This window comes from Serratia sp. MF1(2023) (assembly GCF_030954545.1).
Classification (GTDB): Bacteria; Pseudomonadota; Gammaproteobacteria; order Enterobacterales; family Enterobacteriaceae; genus Serratia; species Serratia sarumanii.
This window is the reverse complement of record NZ_JAVHUX010000038.1, coordinates 58,040-80,324: the sequence shown is the minus strand read 5'-3', so window position 1 is coordinate 80,324 and position 22,285 is coordinate 58,040. Positions and strand designations below refer to the sequence as shown.

The 22,285-nt window shown below is 58.1% G+C and carries 29 protein-coding genes; 12 read left to right on the top strand and 17 right to left on the bottom strand.

Annotated elements, in window-relative coordinates:
* The 8 genes from REA38_RS18170 to REA38_RS18135 all read right to left on the bottom strand — a co-directional run bounded on the left by REA38_RS18170 (position 1) and on the right by REA38_RS18135 (position 4,358).
* Complete coding sequence (locus REA38_RS18170) at positions 1-2,292, bottom strand: replication endonuclease (RefSeq protein ID WP_308886370.1); 2,292 nt, start codon at positions 2,290-2,292, stop codon at positions 1-3.
* On the bottom strand, positions 2,289-2,573 hold the full coding sequence (locus REA38_RS18165) for a DUF5405 family protein (RefSeq protein WP_197780996.1): 285 nt from the start codon (positions 2,571-2,573) through the stop codon (positions 2,289-2,291). Before REA38_RS18165 ends, REA38_RS18170 begins: the two co-directional genes overlap by 4 nt.
* A complete protein-coding gene (locus REA38_RS18160; RefSeq protein WP_021504068.1) occupies positions 2,573-2,788 on the bottom strand; it encodes a TraR/DksA C4-type zinc finger protein in 216 nt (71 codons plus the stop codon). The genes REA38_RS18165 and REA38_RS18160 overlap by 1 nt, the downstream gene beginning before the upstream one ends.
* 2 nt (positions 2,789-2,790) lie before the next feature.
* A complete protein-coding gene (locus tag REA38_RS18155; protein ID WP_050440164.1) occupies positions 2,791-3,090 on the bottom strand; it encodes a DUF5405 family protein in 300 nt (99 codons plus the stop codon).
* Positions 3,083-3,340 carry a DUF2732 family protein gene (locus REA38_RS18150; RefSeq protein WP_197780962.1) on the bottom strand — a complete coding sequence of 86 codons (258 nt, stop codon included), beginning with the start codon at positions 3,338-3,340 and terminating at the stop codon, positions 3,083-3,085. The genes REA38_RS18155 and REA38_RS18150 overlap by 8 nt, the downstream gene beginning before the upstream one ends.
* A gap of 63 nt (positions 3,341-3,403) precedes the next feature.
* Positions 3,404-3,904 carry a replication protein B gene (locus tag REA38_RS18145; protein ID WP_197860178.1) on the bottom strand — a complete coding sequence of 167 codons (501 nt, stop codon included), beginning with the start codon at positions 3,902-3,904 and terminating at the stop codon, positions 3,404-3,406.
* Positions 3,901-4,071: a hypothetical protein gene (locus REA38_RS18140; RefSeq protein ID WP_197780958.1), complete on the bottom strand. Its 171-nt coding sequence runs from the start codon at positions 4,069-4,071 to the stop codon at positions 3,901-3,903. Before REA38_RS18140 ends, REA38_RS18145 begins: the two co-directional genes overlap by 4 nt.
* Positions 4,072-4,085: 14 nt before the next feature.
* Complete coding sequence (locus tag REA38_RS18135) at positions 4,086-4,358, bottom strand: Cox family DNA-binding protein (protein ID WP_033652241.1); 273 nt, start codon at positions 4,356-4,358, stop codon at positions 4,086-4,088.
* Positions 4,359-4,493: 135 nt separating this feature from the next.
* Between REA38_RS18135 and REA38_RS18130 the strand changes: the two genes are divergently transcribed.
* Positions 4,494-4,787, top strand: coding sequence for a helix-turn-helix domain-containing protein (locus REA38_RS18130; protein ID WP_197780956.1), 294 nt, complete (start codon positions 4,494-4,496; stop codon positions 4,785-4,787).
* Between the two features lie 66 nt (positions 4,788-4,853).
* A complete protein-coding gene (locus REA38_RS18125) occupies positions 4,854-5,846 on the top strand; it encodes a tyrosine-type recombinase/integrase (protein WP_037421660.1) in 993 nt (330 codons plus the stop codon).
* Here the strand turns inward: REA38_RS18125 and REA38_RS18120 are convergent, their stop codons facing one another.
* The gene (locus REA38_RS18120) at positions 5,847-6,086 is read right to left on the bottom strand and encodes a hypothetical protein (protein ID WP_197780954.1); all 240 of its coding nucleotides are present in this window, start codon (positions 6,084-6,086) and stop codon (positions 5,847-5,849) included.
* On the opposite strand from REA38_RS18120, the gene REA38_RS18115 reads away from it, so the two are divergent.
* Positions 6,073-6,405: a hypothetical protein gene (locus tag REA38_RS18115; RefSeq protein ID WP_037421667.1), complete on the top strand. Its 333-nt coding sequence runs from the start codon at positions 6,073-6,075 to the stop codon at positions 6,403-6,405. The two genes, REA38_RS18120 and REA38_RS18115, sit on opposite strands and share 14 nt — an antisense overlap.
* 205 nt (positions 6,406-6,610) lie before the next feature.
* On the opposite strand, the gene cpxP is transcribed toward REA38_RS18115, so the two are convergent.
* The gene (gene cpxP / locus REA38_RS18110; RefSeq protein ID WP_122016981.1) at positions 6,611-7,090 is read right to left on the bottom strand and encodes a cell-envelope stress modulator CpxP; all 480 of its coding nucleotides are present in this window, start codon (positions 7,088-7,090) and stop codon (positions 6,611-6,613) included.
* A gap of 148 nt (positions 7,091-7,238) precedes the next feature.
* On the opposite strand from cpxP, the gene cpxR reads away from it, so the two are divergent.
* The 5 genes from cpxR (at position 7,239) to REA38_RS18085 (ending at position 11,446) form a co-directional block, all read left to right on the top strand.
* Positions 7,239-7,937, top strand: coding sequence for an envelope stress response regulator transcription factor CpxR (gene cpxR / locus REA38_RS18105; RefSeq protein ID WP_004931124.1), 699 nt, complete (start codon positions 7,239-7,241; stop codon positions 7,935-7,937).
* Positions 7,934-9,328: an envelope stress sensor histidine kinase CpxA gene (cpxA, locus tag REA38_RS18100; protein WP_033636450.1), complete on the top strand. Its 1,395-nt coding sequence runs from the start codon at positions 7,934-7,936 to the stop codon at positions 9,326-9,328. The genes cpxR and cpxA overlap by 4 nt, the downstream gene beginning before the upstream one ends.
* Positions 9,329-9,371: 43 nt before the next feature.
* Entirely contained in the window at positions 9,372-9,845 is a 474-nt protein-coding gene (gene trmL / locus REA38_RS18095; protein WP_033636451.1) for a tRNA (uridine(34)/cytosine(34)/5-carboxymethylaminomethyluridine(34)-2'-O)-methyltransferase TrmL, read from the top strand.
* A 51-nt stretch (positions 9,846-9,896) separates the two neighbouring features.
* Positions 9,897-10,670: a CHAD domain-containing protein gene (locus tag REA38_RS18090; RefSeq protein ID WP_308886369.1), complete on the top strand. Its 774-nt coding sequence runs from the start codon at positions 9,897-9,899 to the stop codon at positions 10,668-10,670.
* 104 nt (positions 10,671-10,774) lie between these two features.
* A complete protein-coding gene (locus REA38_RS18085; protein ID WP_033654532.1) occupies positions 10,775-11,446 on the top strand; it encodes a DUF3313 domain-containing protein in 672 nt (223 codons plus the stop codon).
* A gap of 61 nt (positions 11,447-11,507) precedes the next feature.
* On the opposite strand, the gene cysE is transcribed toward REA38_RS18085, so the two are convergent.
* From cysE to REA38_RS18060, 5 genes are all read right to left on the bottom strand, one after another.
* On the bottom strand, positions 11,508-12,329 hold the full coding sequence (cysE, locus tag REA38_RS18080; protein WP_004931135.1) for a serine O-acetyltransferase: 822 nt from the start codon (positions 12,327-12,329) through the stop codon (positions 11,508-11,510).
* A gap of 103 nt (positions 12,330-12,432) precedes the next feature.
* Positions 12,433-13,452, bottom strand: a complete 1,020-nt coding sequence (gene gpsA, locus REA38_RS18075) for an NAD(P)H-dependent glycerol-3-phosphate dehydrogenase (RefSeq protein WP_033636456.1) — start codon at positions 13,450-13,452, stop codon at positions 12,433-12,435.
* Entirely contained in the window at positions 13,452-13,922 is a 471-nt protein-coding gene (secB, locus tag REA38_RS18070; protein WP_004931139.1) for a protein-export chaperone SecB, read from the bottom strand. Before secB ends, gpsA begins: the two co-directional genes overlap by 1 nt.
* A 57-nt stretch (positions 13,923-13,979) precedes the next feature.
* Positions 13,980-14,228 (bottom strand): glutaredoxin 3, encoded by a 249-nt coding sequence (gene grxC / locus REA38_RS18065; RefSeq protein WP_004931142.1) that lies wholly within the window; start codon positions 14,226-14,228, stop codon positions 13,980-13,982.
* 28 nt (positions 14,229-14,256) lie between these two features.
* Positions 14,257-14,691 carry a rhodanese-like domain-containing protein gene (locus tag REA38_RS18060; protein WP_033649725.1) on the bottom strand — a complete coding sequence of 145 codons (435 nt, stop codon included), beginning with the start codon at positions 14,689-14,691 and terminating at the stop codon, positions 14,257-14,259.
* A 297-nt stretch (positions 14,692-14,988) separates the two neighbouring features.
* On the opposite strand from REA38_RS18060, the gene gpmM reads away from it, so the two are divergent.
* The 3 genes from gpmM to REA38_RS18045 are packed head-to-tail and all read left to right on the top strand — an operon-like array spanning position 14,989 to position 18,833.
* Positions 14,989-16,533 carry a 2,3-bisphosphoglycerate-independent phosphoglycerate mutase gene (gpmM, locus tag REA38_RS18055; RefSeq protein ID WP_049234139.1) on the top strand — a complete coding sequence of 515 codons (1,545 nt, stop codon included), beginning with the start codon at positions 14,989-14,991 and terminating at the stop codon, positions 16,531-16,533.
* Between the two features lie 9 nt (positions 16,534-16,542).
* A complete protein-coding gene (envC, locus tag REA38_RS18050; RefSeq protein WP_033649727.1) occupies positions 16,543-17,877 on the top strand; it encodes a murein hydrolase activator EnvC in 1,335 nt (444 codons plus the stop codon).
* 2 nt (positions 17,878-17,879) lie between these two features.
* Complete coding sequence (locus REA38_RS18045) at positions 17,880-18,833, top strand: divergent polysaccharide deacetylase family protein (RefSeq protein ID WP_197772370.1); 954 nt, start codon at positions 17,880-17,882, stop codon at positions 18,831-18,833.
* Positions 18,834-18,874: 41 nt separating this feature from the next.
* Here REA38_RS18045 and tdh read toward each other — a convergent pair whose 3' ends face one another.
* Together tdh and kbl are read right to left on the bottom strand one after the other, a co-directional pair.
* Complete coding sequence (gene tdh, locus REA38_RS18040) at positions 18,875-19,900, bottom strand: L-threonine 3-dehydrogenase (RefSeq protein ID WP_033649729.1); 1,026 nt, start codon at positions 19,898-19,900, stop codon at positions 18,875-18,877.
* A 9-nt stretch (positions 19,901-19,909) separates the two neighbouring features.
* Complete coding sequence (gene kbl / locus REA38_RS18035; RefSeq protein WP_033636462.1) at positions 19,910-21,106, bottom strand: glycine C-acetyltransferase; 1,197 nt, start codon at positions 21,104-21,106, stop codon at positions 19,910-19,912.
* Positions 21,107-21,346: 240 nt separating this feature from the next.
* Between kbl and rfaD the strand changes: the two genes are divergently transcribed.
* Positions 21,347-22,276, top strand: a complete 930-nt coding sequence (gene rfaD, locus REA38_RS18030) for an ADP-glyceromanno-heptose 6-epimerase (RefSeq protein WP_016929696.1) — start codon at positions 21,347-21,349, stop codon at positions 22,274-22,276.
* The last annotated feature ends 9 nt before the right edge of the window (positions 22,277-22,285 follow it).

Genomic DNA, 22,285 nt, shown 5'->3' with positions numbered 1-22,285 from the left:
CTACAAACCAGAGAACCCGACCCACTCGTTTAGCACAGGATATGAATATGCTTGGTTGCCATAAACAACAACTGCCCCTCGAGTCAGGGCTTTAAGCTCCCAGCGCTCAGCTGTAATGCCTTGTTGCGCCAGCTCAAATCGAATTTGCGGAATCCTTGCCCGTTCTGCCGGAGTCAGCCGCGCCGACGGCGCATCATTTCGAGATTTTTTCCGATTCTGGGCGATTTCTTGGCGATTATCCTTCGGTGTCTGCCCCCTTATCGCGTCTCTAAGCGTCTTAGCGACGTCCGCGTCATTCCAGCTAACATCCCCGCTCTCAATCAAATTCATCACCGCCGTGACATACTCAGGCGTTGCTACCTGCATATCTGGCTCAGGTTCTCGCTGAACCTCCCCACAGTTATTGACAGGACTCCGAGGCGCGCCAGAGGCGCTTTTTAAAGTCAAAGGATCAACATCAAGGTCAACGGCCTTGCGGACAATGCGCCATTCTGTTGTCCGGGTTTCGTGAATATGACCCGCGCCAAGGTGCGGCGCAAAAATGCCGACAACCTTTTGCACCTCTTCGTCATAAGCGTTCGGCTCATCAGCCACCTTGCGCGCGACTCGAACGGTCTGCACGTCGCGCGGGACGTTTGCGCCTCCCTGTCCAGCCATATAGGCGGCAAAATTTCCAGCACTGGCAGCCGCACGTACGGCCTCGACACGCTCGTCAAAAGTTTCAGCAAGGCTGATGTGGCGGAGGCAGGCGGCCCGGCATTCACGATAAGCGCCCATGGTAGGGATTCCGATAGCCTTGAACTGAGGGATGCGCCATGTTGACGCCCATGAGGTCACCGCAGCAGCCATATCGCGTAACGGTTTGCCGGTGTCGTGGTCAATCTGGCCGTCGAGCGCATAACCATCGATATTTTTAGCGATGTATTTAGCGATATACCCCGCCGCGCCGCCCTTATTCATATGCTTGGCTTCAAATCGGTTCTTTGCTGCACCGCGCTCATCGCCGTCTTCTTTCAATGCATAGCGACGCATGATGTCGATGACGTCCTGACGTTGTTTACGCTCGCAGAACAGCATCATATGCCAGTGCGGCGTACCGTCATGGTGAGGTTCAACGACACGCATACCGTAAACGCTCAGGCCGTTGTCTTTAAACGCGGTGCGCATTTTGCTCCAGATGCGCACCAGATAACGTTGGCCGTCTTTCGGTGAAAAAGCCTCTGCATCCCAATTGTGGTTAAACTGGATTTTTTCAGCCCCTTCCTTGCCAACAACGCGCGTCGGGTGATATTTAGACGGGGTGGTGATAGTGATAAACATGCCGACATGCCTCTCGCTGGCAGCATACTTTTCTATCCCTGCGATGGTGCTCATCAGCTCCATGCGGCGGATTTCCGGATTAGAAATGCTCGCCATGACCTTATCAATCAGGTCGACACGTTCACCCGTGGCGACATTCTCCAGATCGCACCCTTTCAGATAATCCATATTGGCTAACCGCCGGGCCTGCACATCCCTAATCGCCTGCTTGCTCGCGTATGGGTATTTCTTTAGGTTTACTTCACCGGCGGCAATCAGTAGCGCCTCACGCCAGCGTGTGCGCTGCGCTTTCAACTGGCGTTCCCACCACTCCGCGTTAGCCAGCCGTGACAAACTGGCAACAGCCGAAGATGCGTCCAGCTTACCTTTGCAGTATTTTCTCCAGTGCATTGGCGTGATATTAAAGGCTCGCGCCATGCGGGCGATGCGCCCATAAAACACAGCCTGTACGCCGTTACTCAGCAGTAAAGAATTATCCCCGTCATTGGCGGTGAGAAACTCCTCACAATAGCGGTCATAATTTTGCAGCAACTGCCCAGCGATACGGTCAGCAAAACGCCGCAACTCCTTATCCTCCATGCCCGGCAGACGCGCATAATTATCCACCTCAGCCATAAAGCATGGCGAGGCGTTAATGTTCATCGCATTTTTCTCATTAACAATTTCAATGCGCGGCCAGATGCGGCGCTCAAACTGGAGCACAAGCCACTTATTAGCAGCGTGCAGCCCCTGCTCTTTCAACAAGAAAGAATGACGCCCAAGAAAGATACTGCTGAGGAAATGCGGTAAGGCGTGAATTTTACGCAAAACAGCTTGCCCCTGAGCGTATTGCTCACGGGTAAGCGGTCTTTCTTTCCCAATAGCGGATTTTGGTGCGTTCCATGAATGAACGCCGACGAAGGGCTCGCCGGAAGTTGCTGCAAATGGCGGTGGTGGTGAAGGGGCTATGCGCCCCCGGGCTGATACAGTCATTTATCCTCTTTGCTTATCGTGGAAAACGCCTCTTGGCACAGCTCGCCAATGCGGCCAATCTCTGCGGCCAAACCTGCGATACTGGTAACGGTTGAGTCACGGACGTGGTGATGCACCAACCCGGAAACCAACTGCGTGACCGTCGGGTAATAACCGACGGCGTCGAGCCACTCCTCGCCCGCCTTACCACCGGTTTTAACCAGCTTCTTTTTGTTCAAAATGAACTGATGGACATCACTGGTGATAACCCAATCCTTACCGACAGGAATACGCAGCATGATTACCCCCTGAAATGCTTGGTTTGTTGTTCGTGGATGGTCTGGCATGACACGCAACGGGTCACACCGGCAAAGGCTGCACGGCGTGCAGCGGGGATAGCTTGGTCACACTCTTCACAAATTGACGCTGACACCCCGCCCTTGATGCGCGCAGCATTAACTTGTGCGGCGAGAGTCTCCTGCTGGCGCTGCTGCACCAAGTCCATTAAATCCGGCATCGTTATTGCTCCGATTCACTGTTCAGTTGATTGAGTACCTGCTGAGCTAATTCTGCGATGCGATGCGACTCCTTCATCAGCTCGCTAATACTGGTAATGGTTTTAAGAAAAACGCCGCGCTTTACCGACAAATTAATAAGGTCAGCAACCAGCTTTAACTCATTCGAGTAAATAGCTCTGGTCGGGTAATATTTTTCTTTTGTCTCTTTATCTATTTTTACTTCGGCCAGAATAAAATCGCCCTCATCCATTTTCACGATGGCGAATACGTTATTAATTTCCACATACTCCCGCTCAACCATGGTTCACCCCCTGCTTGTGCGCCCGGCCTTCGTGGTCAAACTTCTCCGACTCCTGACGCAACAGCTCGATGATTTCCACGCATGAGAGATGATTAACCGCCGCATGAGTCGCCAAACGGTCAAGATGGGAGGAGAAACTAACGGCCGCATCTGCCTTTGCTTCCGCACGAGCGTTGTTCAGCATGAAGTTACGCAAATCCGCATCAGCCTTATTTCGCATTTCTTGGCCAACGGTTTTATACATGTGCATAGAGAACTCCAGATAAAAGGATGCCCGACGCAATCAAGCGCCTTTAAATTTAAAGCGAGTTAATTAATGAAAATACGCTTCAGGTTTAACCGACGTTAATATGGTCGGTGCATATTCGAATAAATTAAACAGCTCACGCAGCGCCCTGAATAACTCCTCGCGCCATTTACAGGACTCATCATCAATACGCCAGTACGGCTGATTAAACTCGACCTCAGTTAACCCGGCATGTAGGAATAAAGTGCGGCGCTGGCTTATGGTTAACCGGCCAATGAATCCAGTTTTACTGATACCGTGCTTACGATAAGTAGCGAAAGCGCTGCGAAGTTCATCAATGGCGCACACAAGACGCTCGCGCTCACTGTCATTCATTTCCTCTAAACGCATGACAGCATGGCGCTGTTTTAACTGCGCATGGAAACAGATGGTCAGGCGTTCGCGTTCCATCATCTGATTATAAAAATCGCAGGTGCTTTTCCAGCGAGGGGCAGCGAGGCGCTCCCCAACCAAAGCACGCAGCCCGGCGGGCTGGTTGCGAACAATACCGGCGGTGATAGCTGTCATTTTGAAAAACCCCGCATTGCTGATTTGATGGAGGAGATCCAGCGGCTGGCCGGGCGAGTACGAATAACGATACCTCTCCGGCCTTTACCGTGGGTGATGGTGATATCAAGCTTGCGCCCGGTCTGGTGGTTCCAGAGCAGTGGGGCGATTGAAATAGGCTGCTGCATGCTTTCGCCCCTGCTTATAGGCCCATCCAGAGCAGCCACGCATCGCGCTGCTCTGTTGGCCGGTTCATGAATGCTTCACGCAGTCCCTGATTGAAAGCAGGAATGTAGACAAATTTGTCACCAGCACGCGCACCAACCTTTTCCGGGTCACGTAGTTCGATAACAGGCAGCTTGTTTTTCTTCACCATCTCAGAAACTGCCGAGCTTGGCTTTCCCAGCAGCTCAGCAAATTTCTCGACTGTTACGCCGTCAATCGGATAACGAATCGCATAATCTTCAATGTTCATGTGCTAACCTCTCCAGATCCAACCCCTTGCAAACCGTCCCAGACCGTTTATGCCGGGTTGGTTTTTCACGCCCCAAAAAGTCCTGACTCAATGACCTTTCGGGGAGAATATAGTCATTAACTAAGGACCATGTCAATGAGTATCGCTCAGAAGCTAAGAGCCATCAGGAAAGCGGAAGGACTAACACAGGCGAAATTTTGTGAAATCAGTGGAATAGCATTAGGCACCCTCAAGAACTACGAAGGAGGACACCAAGAACCCGGGCTTCATGTCGTCTTACAAGTGACCAATGCCAAACGATTCGAAAAATATACGCTCTGGCTTATGACCGATAAAACAGCACCAGAATCCGGGCAAATCGCACCGGCATGCGCACACTCTGGGCAAGACAGCAAAGAATCAGACCACTCCGAAAGGAATGCTGGCTAACAATCTACAAGCTCTACATTTTCACTATTTGTTACCAAGATGAAGAATTCATCGGAGGGCTTCAATATGTCGATTAAGAAGCTCGATGATGGTCAATACCAAGTGGACATTAGGCCGAACGGACGTGAAGGACGTCGCATCCGTCGGAAGTTTGACAGGAAGGCAGAGGCAGAAGCTTTTCAACGCTATGTGCTGACCAATGCCAATAACAAGGAATGGGCGGAGAAACGTGCTGACCGGCGCACGCTGACCGAGTTGCTCAATGTGTGGTGGCTCTTTTACGGCCAAAGCCAAGAGAACGGCACGATTGAAAAGCGGCACCTTAAGAAGACGATAAAGGCGCTCGGCGATATAACCGTCAACAAGCTGAATAAGCGTGTTCTGACATTGCATCGAAGCCAGCGGCTAACAGATGGCATAAGTGCGGCAACCATTAATCGAGATATGTACCGACTTTCCGGCATGTTCACGGCCCTGATAGAACTGAACGAGTTTTCAGGCCTTAATCCGGTGCGAGGTTTAGCCCCGCTGGCCGAAAAGAACCCAGAAATGACATTTCTTGATATGGACGAAATAAATGATTTGCTGAGCAGCACGGAAGGCGATGACAGGCTGTTTGCGCTGATAAGTCTGAGTACCGGCGGCCGGTGGAGTGAAGTTTACTCCCTGAAGCGAACACTCATGACACGAGGCCGTGTGACGTTTCTTAAAACGAAGAACGGCAAAAAACGCGTGGTGCCAATTTCTGATGAACTTGAGAGAGAGGTGAAAGAAAATGCTGTGGGTAATGAGGACGGTACTCTTTTCAACGTTGATTATGAAAAGTTCTGCGGAATACTGCGACGAGTTAAACCTGACCTTCCACGCGGGCAGGCAACACACGTTTTGCGCCACACATTCGCGAGCCATTTCATGATGAACGGGGGGAACATTATCGCGTTGCAACAGATACTTGGACACGCCAGCATTCAGCAAACAATGGCCTATGCGCATCTAGCGCCGGACTATTTGCAAAATGCCATAACTCTCAACCCTCTGAAAGGAGGCTTAACACTGTGATTACTCGTCATTTAGAATCGAGCGATGCTTGTCCACTATCACAACCGAAGCCTCTTGTTCTGGCAGCACTACCTGACGAACGTCGGCGGTGTAACCATTGAACCGCTCATCAGATGTTGGGCTAAATTTTAGCGACCAGTTACGCCCCATGAGAATCGTTATAGCACCATGTAGCATAGATTCCGCAAATCTTACTTTTTGAATAAAAGGGAGTTTTTTAGAAAAAATGAATAGTTCCATAAACAAAATCCATTGTCGGGCCAGTGGCAGAGATATTGACGATTTAGCTAAGCAGCTTGACACCGTCACCGTACCTTATCAACGCGGCCCTATGTGTTTTGGTGCTGGCACAACTGAATATCTAAATATTCTGGTGCCGGTTGCCGCAGCTGGTATTGGGGCAGTCGCAGCCATTATCGGCGCTTACCTCAAGCGCGATAAAAAACTACGTTTAGTCTTCGAGGATGGGAAAGTAAAAGAATTGGACTCATCCAACTATAAGCCTGATGAGCTTGTTGAAGCTATCAACAAGATTAAGGAAATAGATATTAGCCGTTGATAAACGATGGGCGCGATTGCTGTCCACATCGCGTCCACACCCAAGCAATTTAGAGCACACCCTAGCCCCTTTGTGCACCTGAGTAAGTTGTTGTTTTAGAAAAACTTGCACATAAGTGACTGATAAAAAAAACCCCGCCATCATGGCGGGGAAGACAGGGATGGTGTCTATGGCAAGGAAAAACAGGGGACTACTCAGTCGTACTTCACTTCTGGGCAGAAGCTTGCTGCAAACCAGAAATTTGTTGCTCCACCTGCTGCATACGCTGCTGATGTTTCTGGTCTAAAACACTTTTTTGCTCTGGCGTCAGCAGGTTATACATTTGGTTGCGCACCCGGGCCATTTCGACCTGGCGCTTGACCTGCTGTTGGGCCATCTTTTCCGCCTGGGCATACACGGCGGCTTCGTCAAATTTCTCTGCGGTCACCAGTTTATGCATGGCTTCCATTTCAGCTACATTGACACCAGGCAGATCGTGCCGGGCCTGGCGCATCAAATCGCGCATTTGCTGGCGCTGCTGTTCGCTGAGGCTGACACCGTCGAACATATGGTGTTGGCCGGGTATTCGGGTCATCGCGTCGTTGCCGGGAGGTTGGGCTGTGTCCGGTATAGTGTCGGCAGCGAAGGCAGCGGTCGAACCAATTGCCAGCAGTGATGCCATAACTAATGCGGTCACCTTACGCATTTCAACTCCTCAAGCTTTCTCACTTTGCGAATCAACGAGGAGCAGTGTACCGCTACACCTGAAAACCTGCGTCAGTGCATGTAAAACTACGTAAAGTCATGGAATGGCAACAGTTGATGACGTATTTTGCGTCTGGAGGTAAATCATAATGAACAAGATTCTGTTAGTTGACGACGACCGCGAGTTGACCTCGCTGTTAAAAGAACTGCTTGAAATGGAAGGTTTTAATATCGTCGTCGCGCACGATGGCGAGCAGGCGTTGTCGCTGCTGGACAGCTCCGTCGATCTGCTGCTGCTCGACATCATGATGCCGAAGAAAAACGGCATCGATACGCTGAAAGAACTGCGCCAACATCACCAGACGCCGGTCATCATGCTGACCGCGCGCGGCAGCGAACTGGACCGCGTGCTGGGCCTGGAGCTGGGCGCCGATGATTACCTGCCGAAACCCTTTAACGATCGCGAGCTGGTCGCGCGCATTCGCGCCATTCTGCGCCGTTCCAACTGGAGCGAACAGCAGCAGCAGGTCGACAGCGGCGCCCCGACGCTGGATGTCGATGGCCTGCAGCTGAACCCCGGTCGCCAGGAGGCCAGCTTCGACGGCCAGGTGCTGGATCTGACCGGCACCGAATTCACCCTGCTTTACCTGCTGGCGCAGCATCTCGGCCAGGTGGTGTCGCGCGAACTGCTGAGCCAGGAAGTGCTGGGCAAACGCCTGACCCCGTTCGATCGCGCCATCGACATGCACATCTCCAACCTGCGGCGTAAGCTGCCGGATCGCAAAGACGGGCATCCGTGGTTCAAAACCCTGCGCGGGCGTGGTTATTTGATGGTATCTGCAACATGATCAACAGTTTGACGGCACGCATCTTCGCCATTTTCTGGTTCACGTTAGCCCTGGTGCTAATGTTGGTGCTGATGGTGCCCAAGCTCGACTCCCGCCAAATGACCTCGCTGCTCGACAGTGAACAGCGGCAGGGGTTGATGCTGGAACAGCACGTCGAGGCCGAGTTGCAAAACGATCCGGCCAACGATTTGATGTGGTGGCGCCGCCTGTTCCGCGCCATCGACAAATGGGCGCCGCCGGGCCAACGCCTGCTGCTGGTCACCAGCGAAGGCCGGGTGATCGGCGCGCAGCGCAATGAAATGCAGATCGTCCGCAACTTCATCGGCCAATCCGACAACTCGGATCATCCGAAGAAGAAAAAGTACGGCCGCGTCGAGCTGGTAGGGCCGTTCGCGGTGCGCGACGGCGAAGACAACTACCAGCTGTACCTGATCCGTCCCGCCAACAGCCCGCAATCCGATTTCATCAACCTGATGTTCGACCGGCCGCTGCTGCTGCTGATCGTCACCATGCTGATCAGCGCCCCGCTGCTGCTGTGGCTGGCCTGGAGCCTGGCGAAACCGGCGCGCAAACTGAAAAACGCCGCCGATGAAGTAGCGCGCGGCAACCTGAAGCAGCATCCGGAACTGGAGGCCGGCCCGCAGGAATTCCTGGCCACCGGCGCCAGTTTCAACCAGATGGTCAGCGCGCTGGAACGCATGATGAATGCTCAGCAACGCCTGATATCGGACATCTCGCACGAGCTGCGCACGCCGCTGACGCGCCTGCAGCTGGCCACCGCGCTGATGCGCCGCCGCCACGGCGAAGGCCACGAACTGGCGCGCATCGAAACCGAAGCGCAGCGGCTGGATTCGATGATCAACGATCTGCTGGCGCTGTCGCGCGGTCAGCAGAAGAGCGAGCTGGCGCGCGAGCAGCTGAAGGCCAACGAACTGTGGGCCGACGTGCTGGACAACGCCCGTTTCGAAGCGGAACAGATGGGCAAGCAGTTGGAGATCACCGCGCCGCCCGGCCCATGGACGCTGTTCGGCAACGCGAGCGCGCTGGACAGCGCGTTGGAAAACATCGTGCGCAACGCCCTGCGTTATTCGCACACCCGCATCGCCGTGGCGTTCAGCGCCGACAATCAGGGCGTGACCATCCAGGTTGACGACGACGGCCCCGGCGTCAGCGCCGAAGACCGCGAGCAGATCTTCCGTCCGTTCTATCGCACCGACGAGGCGCGCGACCGCGAATCCGGCGGCACCGGCCTCGGCCTGGCAATAGTCGAGGCGGCTATCAACCAGCATCGCGGCTGGGTGAAGGCCGAAGACAGCCCGCTTGGCGGCCTGCGGTTGGTGCTGTGGCTGCCGCTGCATCATCAACGTCTGTCGACTAAGACAGAACAGTAAGAGTTTGCTATCCTGCGCCCCTCGTTCACGAGGGGCCTGCAACATGCTGAACATCGTTTTATTTGAACCCGAAATTCCACCCAACACCGGCAATATCATCCGCCTGTGCGCCAATACCGGTTTTAACCTGCACCTGATCGAACCGCTGGGTTTCCCGTGGGACGACAAGCGCCTGCGCCGCGCCGGGCTGGACTACCATGAGTTCACCCGCGTCAGCCGTCATGCCGATTACGCCGCCTTTCTCGCCGCCGAAAAGCCGCAACGGCTGTTTGCCCTCACCACCAAAGGCACGCCGGCGCACAGCGCCGTCAGCTATCAGGCCGGCGACTACCTGCTGTTCGGCCCGGAAACGCGCGGGTTACCCGCCGATATCCTCGATGCGCTGCCTGCGCAGCAAAAAATCCGCATCCCGATGCAGGCGCAAAGCCGCAGCATGAACCTGTCGAATGCCGTCTCGGTGGTCGTGTATGAGGCCTGGCGGCAGCTGGACTATGCCGGCGCGCTGATCAAGGCGTAATCCGCGACGACGCGCCATACTGAAAGGGTCATCCTCTCCAGAGCACGGCACATGGCTTTCGTCGCAGATATTGTCACCCAGCTTCGCCGGCTTGAGCCGGCGCTGAACGAGGCGCTGTTGCGGCTGCAACAGGCGCAAGACACCGAAGCGCTGCACGACTTGCGCGTCTGTCTGCGCCGCATTCGCAGCCTGCTGCGCCCGTTGCGCGGCTGCCCCGGCGCAACGCGGCTCGATCGGGCCGCCGCCGAGTTGGGCAGGCTCACGACGCCGTTGCGCGATCTCGAGGTGCTGATCGCCGAACTGGCGCGCCATCGCCTGGATTGGCAGGCCAACGTGCGCCAGAGCGATCTTCAGGCCCGCTACCGTCAACTGCTCGCCCATCCGCAGATCATCGACTTTCCCTCGCTGTTGCACGCCTGGCCGCGCCGCTTCCGCCGCACGGCGCGACGCACCGCCAAACACCGCCTGAACCGACGCCTGCAGCGCCAGCAACAGCAATTGCGCCGGGCATTGGCCGATACCGGCTACGATCGCCACCGCCTGCGGCTGCTGATAAAGCGCCTGCGCTACGCGGCCGAAGCCTATCCGCAACGCCTTCCCCTCTCTCCCGCCGCGATGGCGGGCCTCAAGGCGGCGCAAAGCGCCCTCGGCGACTGGCACGATCGTGAGGTCTGGTGCCTGCAGGCAGAACATCAGGCGGATCTCTGGCCCTTGTTGCCCCGGTGGCAAGCTGAGCAACGCCAGACGCTGGCCAAGGCGGATACCCTACTCGCCGCCTTATCATCGGCGCTGGCGGCGAAAACCGGCGGCGCATCACGATCCTGAAAAAAGGCCGCGGCAGGGCACGCCCGGCCCCGAAAATGCCCGATGAGGCGTAGATAATGCGCTATGTTTTGTAAGGGTAATCACCACTCATCATAGGAAACCATATGAAGAAACAACGCTTGAGCGTTGCCATGGCGGTTCTGGCAGCGGGCCTGTTGCTGGCGGGCTGTTCGTCCAAAGTCACCCAAACGTCGCAGTATTCGGGCTTCTTGTCCGATTACAGCAAACTGCAGGAAACCACCTCGCCAAGCGGCCATAAAACGCTGCGCTGGATAGATCCAAGCTACAAGGAATCCAACTATCGCGGCCTCTATTTCCAACCGGTGGTCTATTTCCCGGCGGAGAAACCCACGGCGCGCGTCAGCCAGGACACGCTGAACAAGATTAAGACCTACGCGACCCAGCGGATCAAAACCGCGCTGCAGAACCGCTTCACCATTCTGCCAAGCCCGACGGGCTCGCGCGTGCTGGTGGCCAAGCTCGCCATCACCGCCGTTTCCGCCGAAAATGAAGACATGAAATTCTATGAGGTGGTGCCGGTCGCCGCGGTGGTCGCCAGCACCATGGCTGCTACCGGGCACCGGACGCAAAATACCGCGCTGTATATCGAAGGCGAGCTGATCGACCAAGATACCGGTAAAACGGTGATGGAAGTGGTACGTAAGGCCTACGGTAAAACCGTCAACAACGACAGCACGCCGGTCACGGCGGATGACGTCAAGGCGGCGATCGACGACATCGTCACCGATATCACCAACTTCCCGAAACAGGGCTGACCGCCGCCGGAAAAACACAGGGGGAGCCGAAGCTCCCCCTGAATGGCTGCACAGACGGCGCTCAGATGCCGTCGCCGTACTCGAAGCCATGATTGGTGCCGTTAAAGTATTGGTCCATATCCATCGACGGCGTATCGCTCTCCGGCCGCCCGACGATGCGCGCCGGCACACCGGCGGCGGTGGTGTGCGGCGGTATCGCCTGCAAGACCACCGAGCCCGCGCCGATCTTCGCGCCCTTGCCCACTTCGATATTGCCGAGAATTTTGGCGCCGGCGCCAATCATCACCCCTTCGCGGATTTTCGGGTGACGGTCGCCGCTGGTTTTACCGGTACCGCCCAGGGTGACCGACTGCAGGATAGAGACATTGTTCTCCACCACCGCCGTTTCACCGATCACGATGCCGGTGGCGTGGTCGAGCATGATGCCGCAGCCGATGGTCGCCGCCGGGTGGATGTCCACGCCGAAGGCGACGGAAATTTGATTTTGCAGGTAGATAGCCAGCGCTTGCCGCCCTTGCTGCCACAGCCAGTGACCGATGCGGTAAGCCTGCAGCGCATGGAACCCTTTCAGGTAAAGCAGCGGCGTGGAGTATTTATCGACCGCCGGGTCGCGCAGCCGTACCGCGAGGATATCGCGCGCCGCCGACACGATCATCTGGTTGTCGGACTTGTAGGCCTCTTCCACCACCTCGCGCACCGCGATGGCGGGCATGATCGGCGTCGCCAGCTTGTTGGCCAGCATATAGCTGAGCGCGCTGCCCAGGTTCTCGTGCTTGAGCAACGTCGCATGGAAAAAGCTGGCCAGCATCGGTTCACAATCAGCCAGTGCTCGCGCTTCTGATTTAATGCTGTTCCAGACCTGTTCCAACTCTTCTGACGACATCACATTCCCCTCTGCCTTGCCAAACGGGCCGCTTCACACGGTAGCGCGAAGCGGCCCAGGTCATTAGCGGGGTCAGCATGCTGCCCCGACATATCGTTTTATGTCACGCGCTGGGTTTTTCGTCCTTTCGGGCTCGCCCCAGCAGGCTCAGCGCCGCTTCGCGGGCGTCTTTATGGCAGTAAAGCACCTGATAAATCTGTTCGGTGATCGGCATTTCCACACCGTGCCGCTGCGCCAGCGCCAACACCTCTTTGGTATTGCGATAGCCCTCGACCACCTGACCGATGCTGTCCTGCGCTTCCTGCACGCCTTTGCCCTGCCCCAGCATAATGCCGAAGCGGCGGTTGCGCGATTGGTTGTCCGTGCAGGTTAGCACCAGATCCCCCAGCCCCGCCATGCCCATGAACGTCGAAGGATCGGCGCCGAGCGCAGAACCCAGACGGCTCATTTCCGCCAGCCCGCGTGTAATCAACGCGGTGCGGGCGTTGGCGCCAAAACCGATGCCGTCGGACATGCCGGCGCCGATGGCGATCACGTTCTTCACCGCGCCGCCAAGCTGCACGCCGATGAAATCGGGATTGCTGTAGACGCGGAAGCTCTTGCCGCAGTGCAACAGCTGTTGCAGATCGTCGGCGAACTGCGCATCGGTCGCCGCCAGCGCGATCGCCGTCGGCAGGCCGGCGGCCAGCTCTTTGGCGAACGTCGGCCCGGAGAGCACCGCCAGCGGGATCGCCTCGCCCAACGCCTCACGCGCCACGTCCTGCAGCAACCGGCCGGTTTCCGCTTCCAGCCCCTTGGTAGCCCACACGATGCGGGCGTCCGGGCGCAGATGCGGCTTCAGCTGGCGCAGCACGTCGCCGAACACGTGGCTCGGCACCACCACCAGCACGTCGCGGCTGGCCGCCAGCGCCCGCGCCAAATCGGCTTCAAGCAGCAGGGTATCGGGGAAGGGAACGTCGGGCAGAAACGCCTGATTGCAGCGATCTTGCTGCAACGTTTGAACTTGCGCGGGGTTATGCCCCCACAGCACCACGGTGTGGCCGTTACGCGCCAGCGTAATGGCCAATGCGGTGCCGTACGAGCCGGCACCGATGACAGTCATTGAAGCATTGACGGTGTTCATCAGGCATCCTGATGTGGTGCGGCACCTTCGCCTTCCGCCTGCTGCTGCAGATAGTTCATGAACAGCGCGTCAAAGTTGACCGGTGCCAGGTTCAGCTGCGGGAACGTACCGCGGGAAACCAGGCTGGTGATGCACTCGCGCGCATACGGGAACAGGATGTTCGGGCAGTATGCGCCCAGGCAATGCGCCAGCTGCGTGCCTTCGATGCCTGCTACCGAGAAGATGCCCGCCTGTTGCACTTCGCACAGGAACGCGGTCTCTTCGCCCAGGGTCGCCGTCACGGTTACGCGCAGTACCACTTCATACACTTCGTCAGCCAGCTGGCTGGACGCGGTATCCAGATCAAGTTTAACTTCCGGCTGCCATTCCTGCTGGAAAACCTGCGGCGCGTTCGGCGCTTCGAAAGAGATGTCCTTGGTATAAATACGTTGGATCTGGAAAGCCATTTCGGTGCTGTTTTGTTCTGACATGTGAGTAATACCCTTGGTTAAACGTCCTTATTGACACTCGATGAACCGGCAAGCTGCTTAAAGCAGTGGATCCAGGCCGCCGCGAGCATCGAGTTCATATAAATCATCGCAGCCGCCGATATGCCGGCCATCGATGAAAATCTGCGGCACGGTGGTGCGCCCGCTGCGCTCGATCATCACTTCACGCTTGGCGTTATCGCCGTCGATGGCGATCTCGTTAAACGCCGCGCCCTTGCTGTTCAACAGCGCCTTGGCGCGATGGCAGAACGGACAGGTCGCTTTGGTGTAGATATCAATGTTAGCCATGGATTGCCACCTCAAATAGGTTAAACGGTTACTTACCGCGCACCAGCGGCAGGTTTTCTCCGCTCCAGCCGGAAATGCCGTCTTTCAGCATAGTCACCTTTTCAAAACCGGCCTTGCTCAGGTTCTCCGCCGGCTCGCGGGAGGCGGTGCCGTTGGCGCACACGACGATGATCGGCTGCGCTTTGTGTTTTTCCAGCTCGCCCAGGCTGCCGCTTTTGATTTCGCTGGCGGTCAGGTTGATGGCGTTGGCCAGGTGACCACGGCGAAAATCGTCGCGGCTGCGGGTGTCGACCACCACGGCTTCTTCTTTGTTGATCAGACGAATAGCTTCACCGCGGGCGATCTCTTTGACCTTGGAGAAACGGCTTTTGAAGGTCATGACGATCACGGCGACCAGCAGAGCGATCCAAGCCAGGCTCAGAATAGGGTGTCTGCTTACGAATGGCATAATTTCTTGCAGCATGGGGTGTAACAACTCCCGTCAGTTAAGGGATAAATAAGTCAAGGTTCCAGAGTATACCTGCCGAGTGCGGCAAATACAGCCAATAAGCAAGCGCGATTGCAGAAACTGCGGGCTGCGCTGAGAAATTCCCGACGTCAGAGCATAAAAGCCCGCGCGATTCGCCGCAACCTTGATCTCTTTGGGCTATTTATCGCCGGCGGCGATGTAAAATCAGCCGGTTTTTCGAGGGTGAATAGCCATGCTTGCGGCGGGCGCATGGCTATTCGCAGCTTAAAAAGTTCATAAGAGGTCAATGCAATGTCGAGCAACAAAAAACCGATGGTTCTGGTGATCCTGGACGGTTACGGCCACCGTGAAGAGCGGCAGGACAACGCGATCCTGAACGCCGGCACTCCGGTGATGGATCGCCTGTGGCGGGAGCAGCCGCATACGCTGATCGCCGCCTCCGGGCTGGATGTCGGCCTGCCCGATGGGCAAATGGGCAACTCCGAAGTCGGCCACGTCAACCTGGGCGCCGGGCGCATCGTGTACCAGGATCTGACCCGGCTGGACAAAGCGATCGCCGACGGCGACTTCTTCGCCAACCCGGTGCTGACCGCCGCGGTCGATAAGGCCGTAGCGGCCGGCAAGGCGGTGCACATCATGGGCCTGCTGTCGCCGGGCGGCGTGCACAGCCATGACGAGCACATTCTGGCCATGATCAAGCTTGCCGCCCAACGCGGCGCCAAAGCCGTTTATCTGCACGCCTTCCTCGACGGGCGCGACACGCCGCCGCGCAGCGCCGAAGCCCCGCTGCAACGCTGCCGCGACGCCTTCGCCGCGTTGGGCGTCGGGCGCATCGCCTCGCTGATCGGCCGCTACTACGCGATGGACCGCGACAACCGCTGGGATCGCGTGCAGCTGGCCTATGATCTGCTGACCGCGGCCAAAGGCGAGGCCGTGGCCGAGGATGCGATCGCCGGGCTGCAGGCCGCTTATCAGCGCGGTGAAAACGACGAGTTCGTCAGACCGACCGTGATCCGCGCCGCCGGTGAGGCCGATGCCGCGATGCAGGACGGCGACGCGTTGATCTTCATGAACTTCCGCGCCGACCGCGCGCGCCAGATCACCCGCGCCTTCGTGAACGCAGATTTCGACGGTTTCCCGCGCGCCAAACAGGTGCAGTTCGGCGATTTCGTGATGCTGACCGAATACGCCGCCGACATCGCGACCGCTTGCGCCTATCCGCCGGCGTCGCTGGCCAACACCTTCGGCGAATGGCTGATGAAGCACGACAAAACCCAGCTGCGCATCTCGGAAACCGAAAAATACGCCCACGTCACCTTCTTCTATAACGGCGGCGTGGAAGCGCCGTTCAAGGGCGAAGACCGCGTGCTGGTCAACTCGCCGAAGGTCGCCACCTACGATCTGCAGCCGGAGATGAGCGCCGCCGAGCTGACCGACAAGCTGCTGAGCGCCATCCGCAGCGGCAAATACGACGCCATTATCTGCAACTACCCGAACGGCGACATGGTGGGGCATACCGGCGTGTATGAAGCGGCGGTCAAAGCGGTGGAAACGCTGGACGCCTGCATCGCCCAGGTGGTTGATGCGGTGCGCGACGTCGACGGTCAGCTGCTGATCACCGCCGATCACGGCAACGCCGAGCAGATGCGCGATCCGGCCACCGGCCAGGCGCACACCGCCCACACCAGCCTGCCGGTGCCGCTGATTTACGTCGGTAAACCGGCGCGGGCGGTCGAAGGCGGCAAGCTTTCGGACATCGCGCCAACCCTGTTAACGCTGATGGGAATGGAAATCCCGCAAGAGATGACTGGTAAGCCGCTGTTCATCGTGGAATAATCCTTCTCCATGAGGGAGAAGGCGTTTTTTGCACTATCAAGGGTAACCCGAAGCGCAAACGCAGGCAGCCGGCCGCTGCCTGAACGCACCGCGCCAAGGACGTTCACCGCCATGTGCGCCAGCGTATTTTGCGCTGGCGTCTTGCTGTTGCCGCTCGCCGGCCAGGCGGCGGAGGACAATAAATCCCAGCTGAAAGACATCCAGCAGAGCATCGCCGAGAAAGAAAAGGCGGTGAAGCAGCAGCAACAGCAGCGCAGCTCGCTGCAGGATCAGCTGCGTCAGCAGGAAAAAACCATCGCCCAGGCCAGCCGCCAGCTGCGCGACACCCAGAGCACGCTCACCCAGTTGGGCAAGGACATTGCCGGCCTGAACGCCTCGATAGCCAAACTGCAAAAGCAGCAATCAACCCAACAAAACCTCCTCGCCAAACAGCTCGACGCCGCCTTCCGGCAAGGGCAGCACAGCGCCGTGCAGCTGATCCTCAGCGGTGAAGAAAGCCAGCGCAGCGAACGTATTCTGGCCTATTTCGGCTATCTGAACGAAGCGCGTCAGAAAACCATCGAAGAGCTGAAGCAGACCCGCGCCGAGCTGGCGAAGCAAAAAACCACGCTGGTGGCCAAACAGGGCCAGCAAAAATCCTTACTGGGCGAGCAACAGACGCAGCAGCAGAAGCTGGAGCAGGCGCGCGGCGCCCGCAAGAAAACGCTGACCGCGCTGGAAGCCTCGCTGGAAAAAGACCAACAACGCCTGGTGGAACTGCGCCAGAACGAAGCCCGCATGCGCGACAAGATCGCCCGGGCGGAGCGCGAAGCCCGTGCGCGCGCCGAACGCGAAGCGCGTGAAGCGGCCAAGGTGCGCGAACAGGTGCGCATCAAGGAGCAGCAGGCGAAGAAAACCGGCACCACCTACAAACCTAGCGAAGCCGATCGCTCGCTGATGGCGCGAACCGGCGGCCTCGGTCGTCCGGCCGGCCAGCTGATGTGGCCGGTGCGCGGGCGCACGCTGCACGGCTTTGGCGAACAGCAGCAGGGCGAGCTACGCTGGAAAGGCATGGTGATCGAAGCCCGCGAAGGCAGCGAAGTGAAAGCCGTCGCCGATGGCCGCGTGCTGCTGGCCGACTGGCTGCAAGGCTATGGCCTGATGGTGGTGGTCGAACACGGTAAAGGCGACATGAGCGTGTACGGCTACAACCAGAGCGCGTTGGTCAACGTCGGGGCGCAGGTGCGCGCCGGCCAGCCGATCGCTCTGGTCGGCACCAGCGGCGGCCAGGGAACGCCGTCGCTCTATTTCGAAATCCGTCGTCAGGGACAGGCGGTTAACCCACTGCCGTGGTTGGGAAGATAGATTTGCGCTATGTCAAAACCCGTACAGCTCTGTTAATAGGCTGTCTGCTGCAGGTTTACGCTGCGCAGGCAGGAAAACTCTCCATCGTCATCGATGACGTGGGCTACCGCCCTCACGAAGAAAACGCGGTGCTGCAAATGCCGACGGCGATCTCGGTCGCGGTGTTGCCCAACGCGCCGCATGCCCGCCTGATGGCCACCCGCGCCCACAGCCAGGGCCGCGAAGTCTTGATCCACATGCCGATGGCGCCGCTCAGCAAGCAGCCGCTGGAGCGCGATACCCTGCAGCCTTCCATGAGCAGCGACGAGATCCAGCGCATCATCCGCAACGCGGTGAACAACGTGCCCTACGCGGTCGGCATGAACAACCACATGGGCAGCGCCATGACCTCCAGCCTGCCGGGCATGCAGAAAGTGATGCAGGCGCTCGAAAGCTACCGACTGTATTTCCTCGACAGCATGACCATCGGCAGCAGCCAGGCGACCCGCGCCGCAGCCGGCACCGGCGTGAAGGTGATCAAACGCAAGGTGTTCCTCGACGATACCGCGAACGAAGCCGACATCCGCCGCCAGTTCAACCGCGCGGTCGAATTGGCGCGGCGCAACGGCTCCGCCATCGCCATCGGCCACCCGCGCCCGGCGACGGTGAAGGTGCTGCAGCAGATGCTGCCGTCGCTGCCCGCCGATATCGTGCTGGTCAAGCCGAGCGCGCTGCTGAACGAACCGCAGGGCAACGGTGGCGGCGGCTACGTCCCACCGCCGGTCAAACCGCAAAAGCCGCAGCCGAGGAACCCGTTCAGCGGCGGCATCAAGCAGTGCAAGGTCAAACCGCCGAAGGAAAAAACCAACGCCGGCACCGCGCTGGGCGTCATCGCCGACAGCATCGCCACCTCGCCACCGGTGACCTTCATCAAGCGTCATTGGCAGCACTGGACGCAAGCCAAACCGCAAGCGTAAAAAAAGGGCCGGAATTCCGGCCCTTGTCACGTCTGCAGAGATTAATCCCAGCTCAGCACCACTTTACCCGACTTGCCGGAGCGCATGGCGTCGAAGCCCTGCTGGAACTCGTCGATCGAGAAACGGTGGGTGATGATCGGGCTCAAATCCAGACCGGACTGGATCAGCGCCGCCATCTTGTACCAGGTTTCGAACATTTCGCGGCCGTAAATCCCTTTGATAAACAGCCCTTTGAAGATGACCTGGTTCCAGTCGATCGACATATCCGAAGGCGGAATGCCCAGCATGGCGATGCGCCCGCCGTGGTTCATCGCATTGAGCAGCGTGCGGAACGCCGGCGGCGCGCCGGACATTTCCAGACCGACGTCGAACCCTTCGGTCATACCCAGCTCGGCCATCACGTCGCTGAGGTTTTCCTTGCTGACGTTCACCGCGCGGGTCACGCCCATCTTGCGCGCCAGTTCCAGACGGTATTCGTTAACGTCGGTGATCACCACATGGCGAGCGCCGACGTGTTTGCACACCGCCGCCGCCATGATGCCGATCGGGCCGGCGCCGGACACCAGCACGTCTTCCCCAACCAGATCGAACGACAGCGCGGTGTGCACCGCGTTGCCGAACGGATCGAAGATCGAAGCCAGTTCGTCGGAGATGTTATCCGGGATCTTGAAGGCGTTGAACGCCGGGATCACCAGGTATTCCGCAAAGCTGCCCGGACGGTTCACGCCCACGCCGACGGTGTTGCGGCACAGGTGCGTGCGGCCGCCGCGGCAGTTGCGGCAATGGCCGCAGGTGATGTGGCCTTCGCCGGACACGCGATCGCCGATGCTGAAGCCTTTGACTTCCTGACCGATCGCCACCACTTCGCCGACGTATTCATGGCCGACCACCATCGGAACCGGAATGGTTTTTTGCGACCACTCGTCCCAGTTGTAGATATGCACATCGGTGCCGCAGATCGCGGTTTTGCGGATTTTGATCATGATGTCGTTGTGGCCCAGCTCCGGCTGAGGCACGTCGGTCATCCAAATCCCTTCTTCCGCTTTCAGTTTTGACAGTGCTTTCATGGTTTTACCTTATGCAATAACGCCAAGATCCTTACCGATACGTGTAAACGCCGCCACTGCGCGTTCGATTTGCTCCGGGGTGTGGTCGGCGGACATCTGGGTACGGATGCGCGCCTGGCCTTTCGGCACCACCGGATAGAAGAAACCGGTCACATAGATGCCTTCCTTGAGCAACGCATTGGCGAATTCCTGCGCCAGCTTCGCCTCACCCAGCATCACCGGGATGATGGCATGATCGGCGCCGGCCAACGTGAAGCCGGCGGCGGTCATTTTTTCGCGGAACAGACGCGCGTTGGCCCACAGGCGATCGCGCAGGGCATCGCCCTCTTCCAGCAGTTCCAGCACTTTGATCGACGCGGCGACGATCGCCGGCGCCAGCGAGTTGGAGAACAGGTACGGGCGCGAACGCTGGCGCAACCACTCCACCACTTCTTTCCTGGCGGCGGTGTAGCCGCCGGACGCGCCGCCCAGCGCTTTGCCTAACGTACCGGTGATGATATCGACGCGGCCCATCACTTCGCAGTATTCATGGGTGCCGCGCCCATTGGCGCCGACAAAGCCCACCGCGTGGGAGTCATCCACCATCACCAGCGCCTGGTACTCGTCCGCCAGATCGCACACCCCTTTCAGGTTGGCGATCACGCCGTCCATCGAGAAGACGCCGTCGGTGGCGATCAGGATGTGGCGCGCGCCGTCGGCTTTGGCCTGCTTCAGCTGCGCGGCCAGCTCGGCCATGTCGTTATTGGCGTAGCGATAGCGTTTGGCCTTGCACAGGCGCACGCCGTCGATGATCGACGCGTGGTTCAGCGCATCGGAGATAATGGCGTCTTCCGGGCCGAGCAGGGTTTCGAACAGCCCGCCGTTGGCATCGAAGCAGGAGGAGTAGAGGATCGCGTCTTCCATGCCCAAGAAGGCCGCCAGTTTCTGTTCCAACTGCTTGTGGCTGTCCTGGGTGCCGCAGATGAAGCGCACCGACGCCATGCCGAAACCGTGGCTGTCCATGCCCGACTTGGCGGCAGCGATCAGCGCCGGGTGGTTGGCCAGGCCCAGGTAGTTATTGGCGCAGAAGTTGATCACATGGCTGCCGTCGGCGACGGCGATATCCGCCTGTTGCGCGGAGGTGATGATGCGTTCTTCCTTGAACAGCCCTTCACTGCGAGTGGCGGCAAGCTGTTGTTCCAACTGCTGATAAAAAGACGCTGACATTCGGTTATCTCCAGGATTGGGCTATTTGCGGCATATTTTACTGATTTGTAACCAAACTGACGAGAATGCGCGGGAGAGAATATTAAAATTGCAGCAGATATCACGGCAAAAAGCGGACTTCAATGGCAATGCGGGATATTCGGAGCCCTTCCGCTGTTTGCCGCGGCATGAAATGCTATTATAACCGCCATTGAGCGTGGGGCATTGTGCCCCGCCAGGCAGCTTAGCAGGGGTAACCCAATGATTATCGTCACAGGCGGCGCCGGCATGATCGGCAGCAACATCATTAAGGCACTGAACGACAAGGGATATCGCGATATCCTGGTGGTGGATAACCTGAAAGACGGCACCAAGTTCGTCAACCTGGTCGATCTGGACATCGCCGACTATATCGATAAAGAAGACTTTATCGCCAGCATCGTGGCCGGTGACGATCTGGGCGATATCGAAGCGGTCTTCCACGAAGGCGCCTGCTCCGCGACCACCGAGTGGGACGGCAAGTACATGATGGACAATAACTATCAGTACTCCAAAGACCTGCTGCACTACTGCCTGGATCGCGAAATCCCGTTCCTGTACGCCTCCTCCGCCGCCACTTACGGCGGCCGCGAAGAGTTCATCGAAGAGCGTGAGTATGAAGCGCCGCTCAACGTGTACGGCTACTCCAAATTCCTGTTCGATCAGTACGTGCGCGAGATCCTGCCGGAAGCGGACTCGCAGATCTGCGGCTTCCGCTACTTCAACGTTTACGGCCCGCGCGAAGGCCACAAAGGCAGCATGGCCAGCGTCGCCTTCCACCTGAATACCCAGATCAACCGCGGCGAAAACCCGAAACTGTTCGCCGGCAGCGAAAACTTCAAGCGTGACTTCATCTACGTCGGCGACGTGGCGGCGGTTAACCTGTGGTTCTGGGAAACCGGCAAATCCGGCATCTTCAACTGCGGCACCGGCCGGGCGGAAACCTTCCAGGCGGTGGCCGACGCAGTGGTGGACTTCCACCAGAAGGGCGCGGTGGAATACATCGAGTTCCCGGAGAAGCTGAAGGGCCGCTATCAGGCGTACACCCAGGCCGATCTGACCAAGCTGCGCGCCGCCGGCTACGACGCACCGTTCAAAACGGTCGCCGAAGGGGTGAAAGAGTACATGGCCTGGTTGAACCGCACCGCATAAGCAGAAGGA

What these genes read in the sequence shown, in the direction of transcription:
- REA38_RS18090 (WP_308886369.1), top strand. Translation starts at nt 9,897, where the DNA reads ATGGCTTTCGTCGCAGATATTGTCACCCAGCTTCGCCGGCTTGAGCCG.
- REA38_RS18120 (WP_197780954.1), bottom strand. Translation starts at nt 6,086, where the DNA reads ATGGAACTATTCATTTTTTCTAAAAAACTCCCTTTTATTCAAAAAGTA.
- grxC (WP_004931142.1), bottom strand. Translation starts at nt 14,228, where the DNA reads ATGGCTAACATTGATATCTACACCAAAGCGACCTGTCCGTTCTGCCAT.
- REA38_RS18150 (WP_197780962.1), bottom strand. Translation starts at nt 3,340, where the DNA reads ATGCACATGTATAAAACCGTTGGCCAAGAAATGCGAAATAAGGCTGAT.
- REA38_RS18085 (WP_033654532.1), top strand. Translation starts at nt 10,775, where the DNA reads ATGAAGAAACAACGCTTGAGCGTTGCCATGGCGGTTCTGGCAGCGGGC.
- REA38_RS18155 (WP_050440164.1), bottom strand. Translation starts at nt 3,090, where the DNA reads ATGGTTGAGCGGGAGTATGTGGAAATTAATAACGTATTCGCCATCGTG.
- REA38_RS18160 (WP_021504068.1), bottom strand. Translation starts at nt 2,788, where the DNA reads ATGCCGGATTTAATGGACTTGGTGCAGCAGCGCCAGCAGGAGACTCTC.
- cpxP (WP_122016981.1), bottom strand. Translation starts at nt 7,090, where the DNA reads ATGCGTAAGGTGACCGCATTAGTTATGGCATCACTGCTGGCAATTGGT.
- trmL (WP_033636451.1), top strand. Translation starts at nt 9,372, where the DNA reads ATGCTGAACATCGTTTTATTTGAACCCGAAATTCCACCCAACACCGGC.
- rfaD (WP_016929696.1), top strand. Translation starts at nt 21,347, where the DNA reads ATGATTATCGTCACAGGCGGCGCCGGCATGATCGGCAGCAACATCATT.
- REA38_RS18115 (WP_037421667.1), top strand. Translation starts at nt 6,073, where the DNA reads ATGAATAGTTCCATAAACAAAATCCATTGTCGGGCCAGTGGCAGAGAT.
- REA38_RS18170 (WP_308886370.1), bottom strand. Translation starts at nt 2,292, where the DNA reads ATGACTGTATCAGCCCGGGGGCGCATAGCCCCTTCACCACCACCGCCA.
- REA38_RS18130 (WP_197780956.1), top strand. Translation starts at nt 4,494, where the DNA reads ATGAGTATCGCTCAGAAGCTAAGAGCCATCAGGAAAGCGGAAGGACTA.
- cpxR (WP_004931124.1), top strand. Translation starts at nt 7,239, where the DNA reads ATGAACAAGATTCTGTTAGTTGACGACGACCGCGAGTTGACCTCGCTG.
- secB (WP_004931139.1), bottom strand. Translation starts at nt 13,922, where the DNA reads ATGTCAGAACAAAACAGCACCGAAATGGCTTTCCAGATCCAACGTATT.
- REA38_RS18125 (WP_037421660.1), top strand. Translation starts at nt 4,854, where the DNA reads ATGTCGATTAAGAAGCTCGATGATGGTCAATACCAAGTGGACATTAGG.
- gpmM (WP_049234139.1), top strand. Translation starts at nt 14,989, where the DNA reads ATGTCGAGCAACAAAAAACCGATGGTTCTGGTGATCCTGGACGGTTAC.
- REA38_RS18140 (WP_197780958.1), bottom strand. Translation starts at nt 4,071, where the DNA reads ATGCAGCAGCCTATTTCAATCGCCCCACTGCTCTGGAACCACCAGACC.
- tdh (WP_033649729.1), bottom strand. Translation starts at nt 19,900, where the DNA reads ATGAAAGCACTGTCAAAACTGAAAGCGGAAGAAGGGATTTGGATGACC.
- gpsA (WP_033636456.1), bottom strand. Translation starts at nt 13,452, where the DNA reads ATGAACACCGTCAATGCTTCAATGACTGTCATCGGTGCCGGCTCGTAC.
- REA38_RS18135 (WP_033652241.1), bottom strand. Translation starts at nt 4,358, where the DNA reads ATGAACATTGAAGATTATGCGATTCGTTATCCGATTGACGGCGTAACA.
- REA38_RS18145 (WP_197860178.1), bottom strand. Translation starts at nt 3,904, where the DNA reads ATGACAGCTATCACCGCCGGTATTGTTCGCAACCAGCCCGCCGGGCTG.
- REA38_RS18060 (WP_033649725.1), bottom strand. Translation starts at nt 14,691, where the DNA reads ATGCTGCAAGAAATTATGCCATTCGTAAGCAGACACCCTATTCTGAGC.
- cpxA (WP_033636450.1), top strand. Translation starts at nt 7,934, where the DNA reads ATGATCAACAGTTTGACGGCACGCATCTTCGCCATTTTCTGGTTCACG.
- kbl (WP_033636462.1), bottom strand. Translation starts at nt 21,106, where the DNA reads ATGTCAGCGTCTTTTTATCAGCAGTTGGAACAACAGCTTGCCGCCACT.
- envC (WP_033649727.1), top strand. Translation starts at nt 16,543, where the DNA reads ATGAGGGAGAAGGCGTTTTTTGCACTATCAAGGGTAACCCGAAGCGCA.
- cysE (WP_004931135.1), bottom strand. Translation starts at nt 12,329, where the DNA reads ATGTCGTCAGAAGAGTTGGAACAGGTCTGGAACAGCATTAAATCAGAA.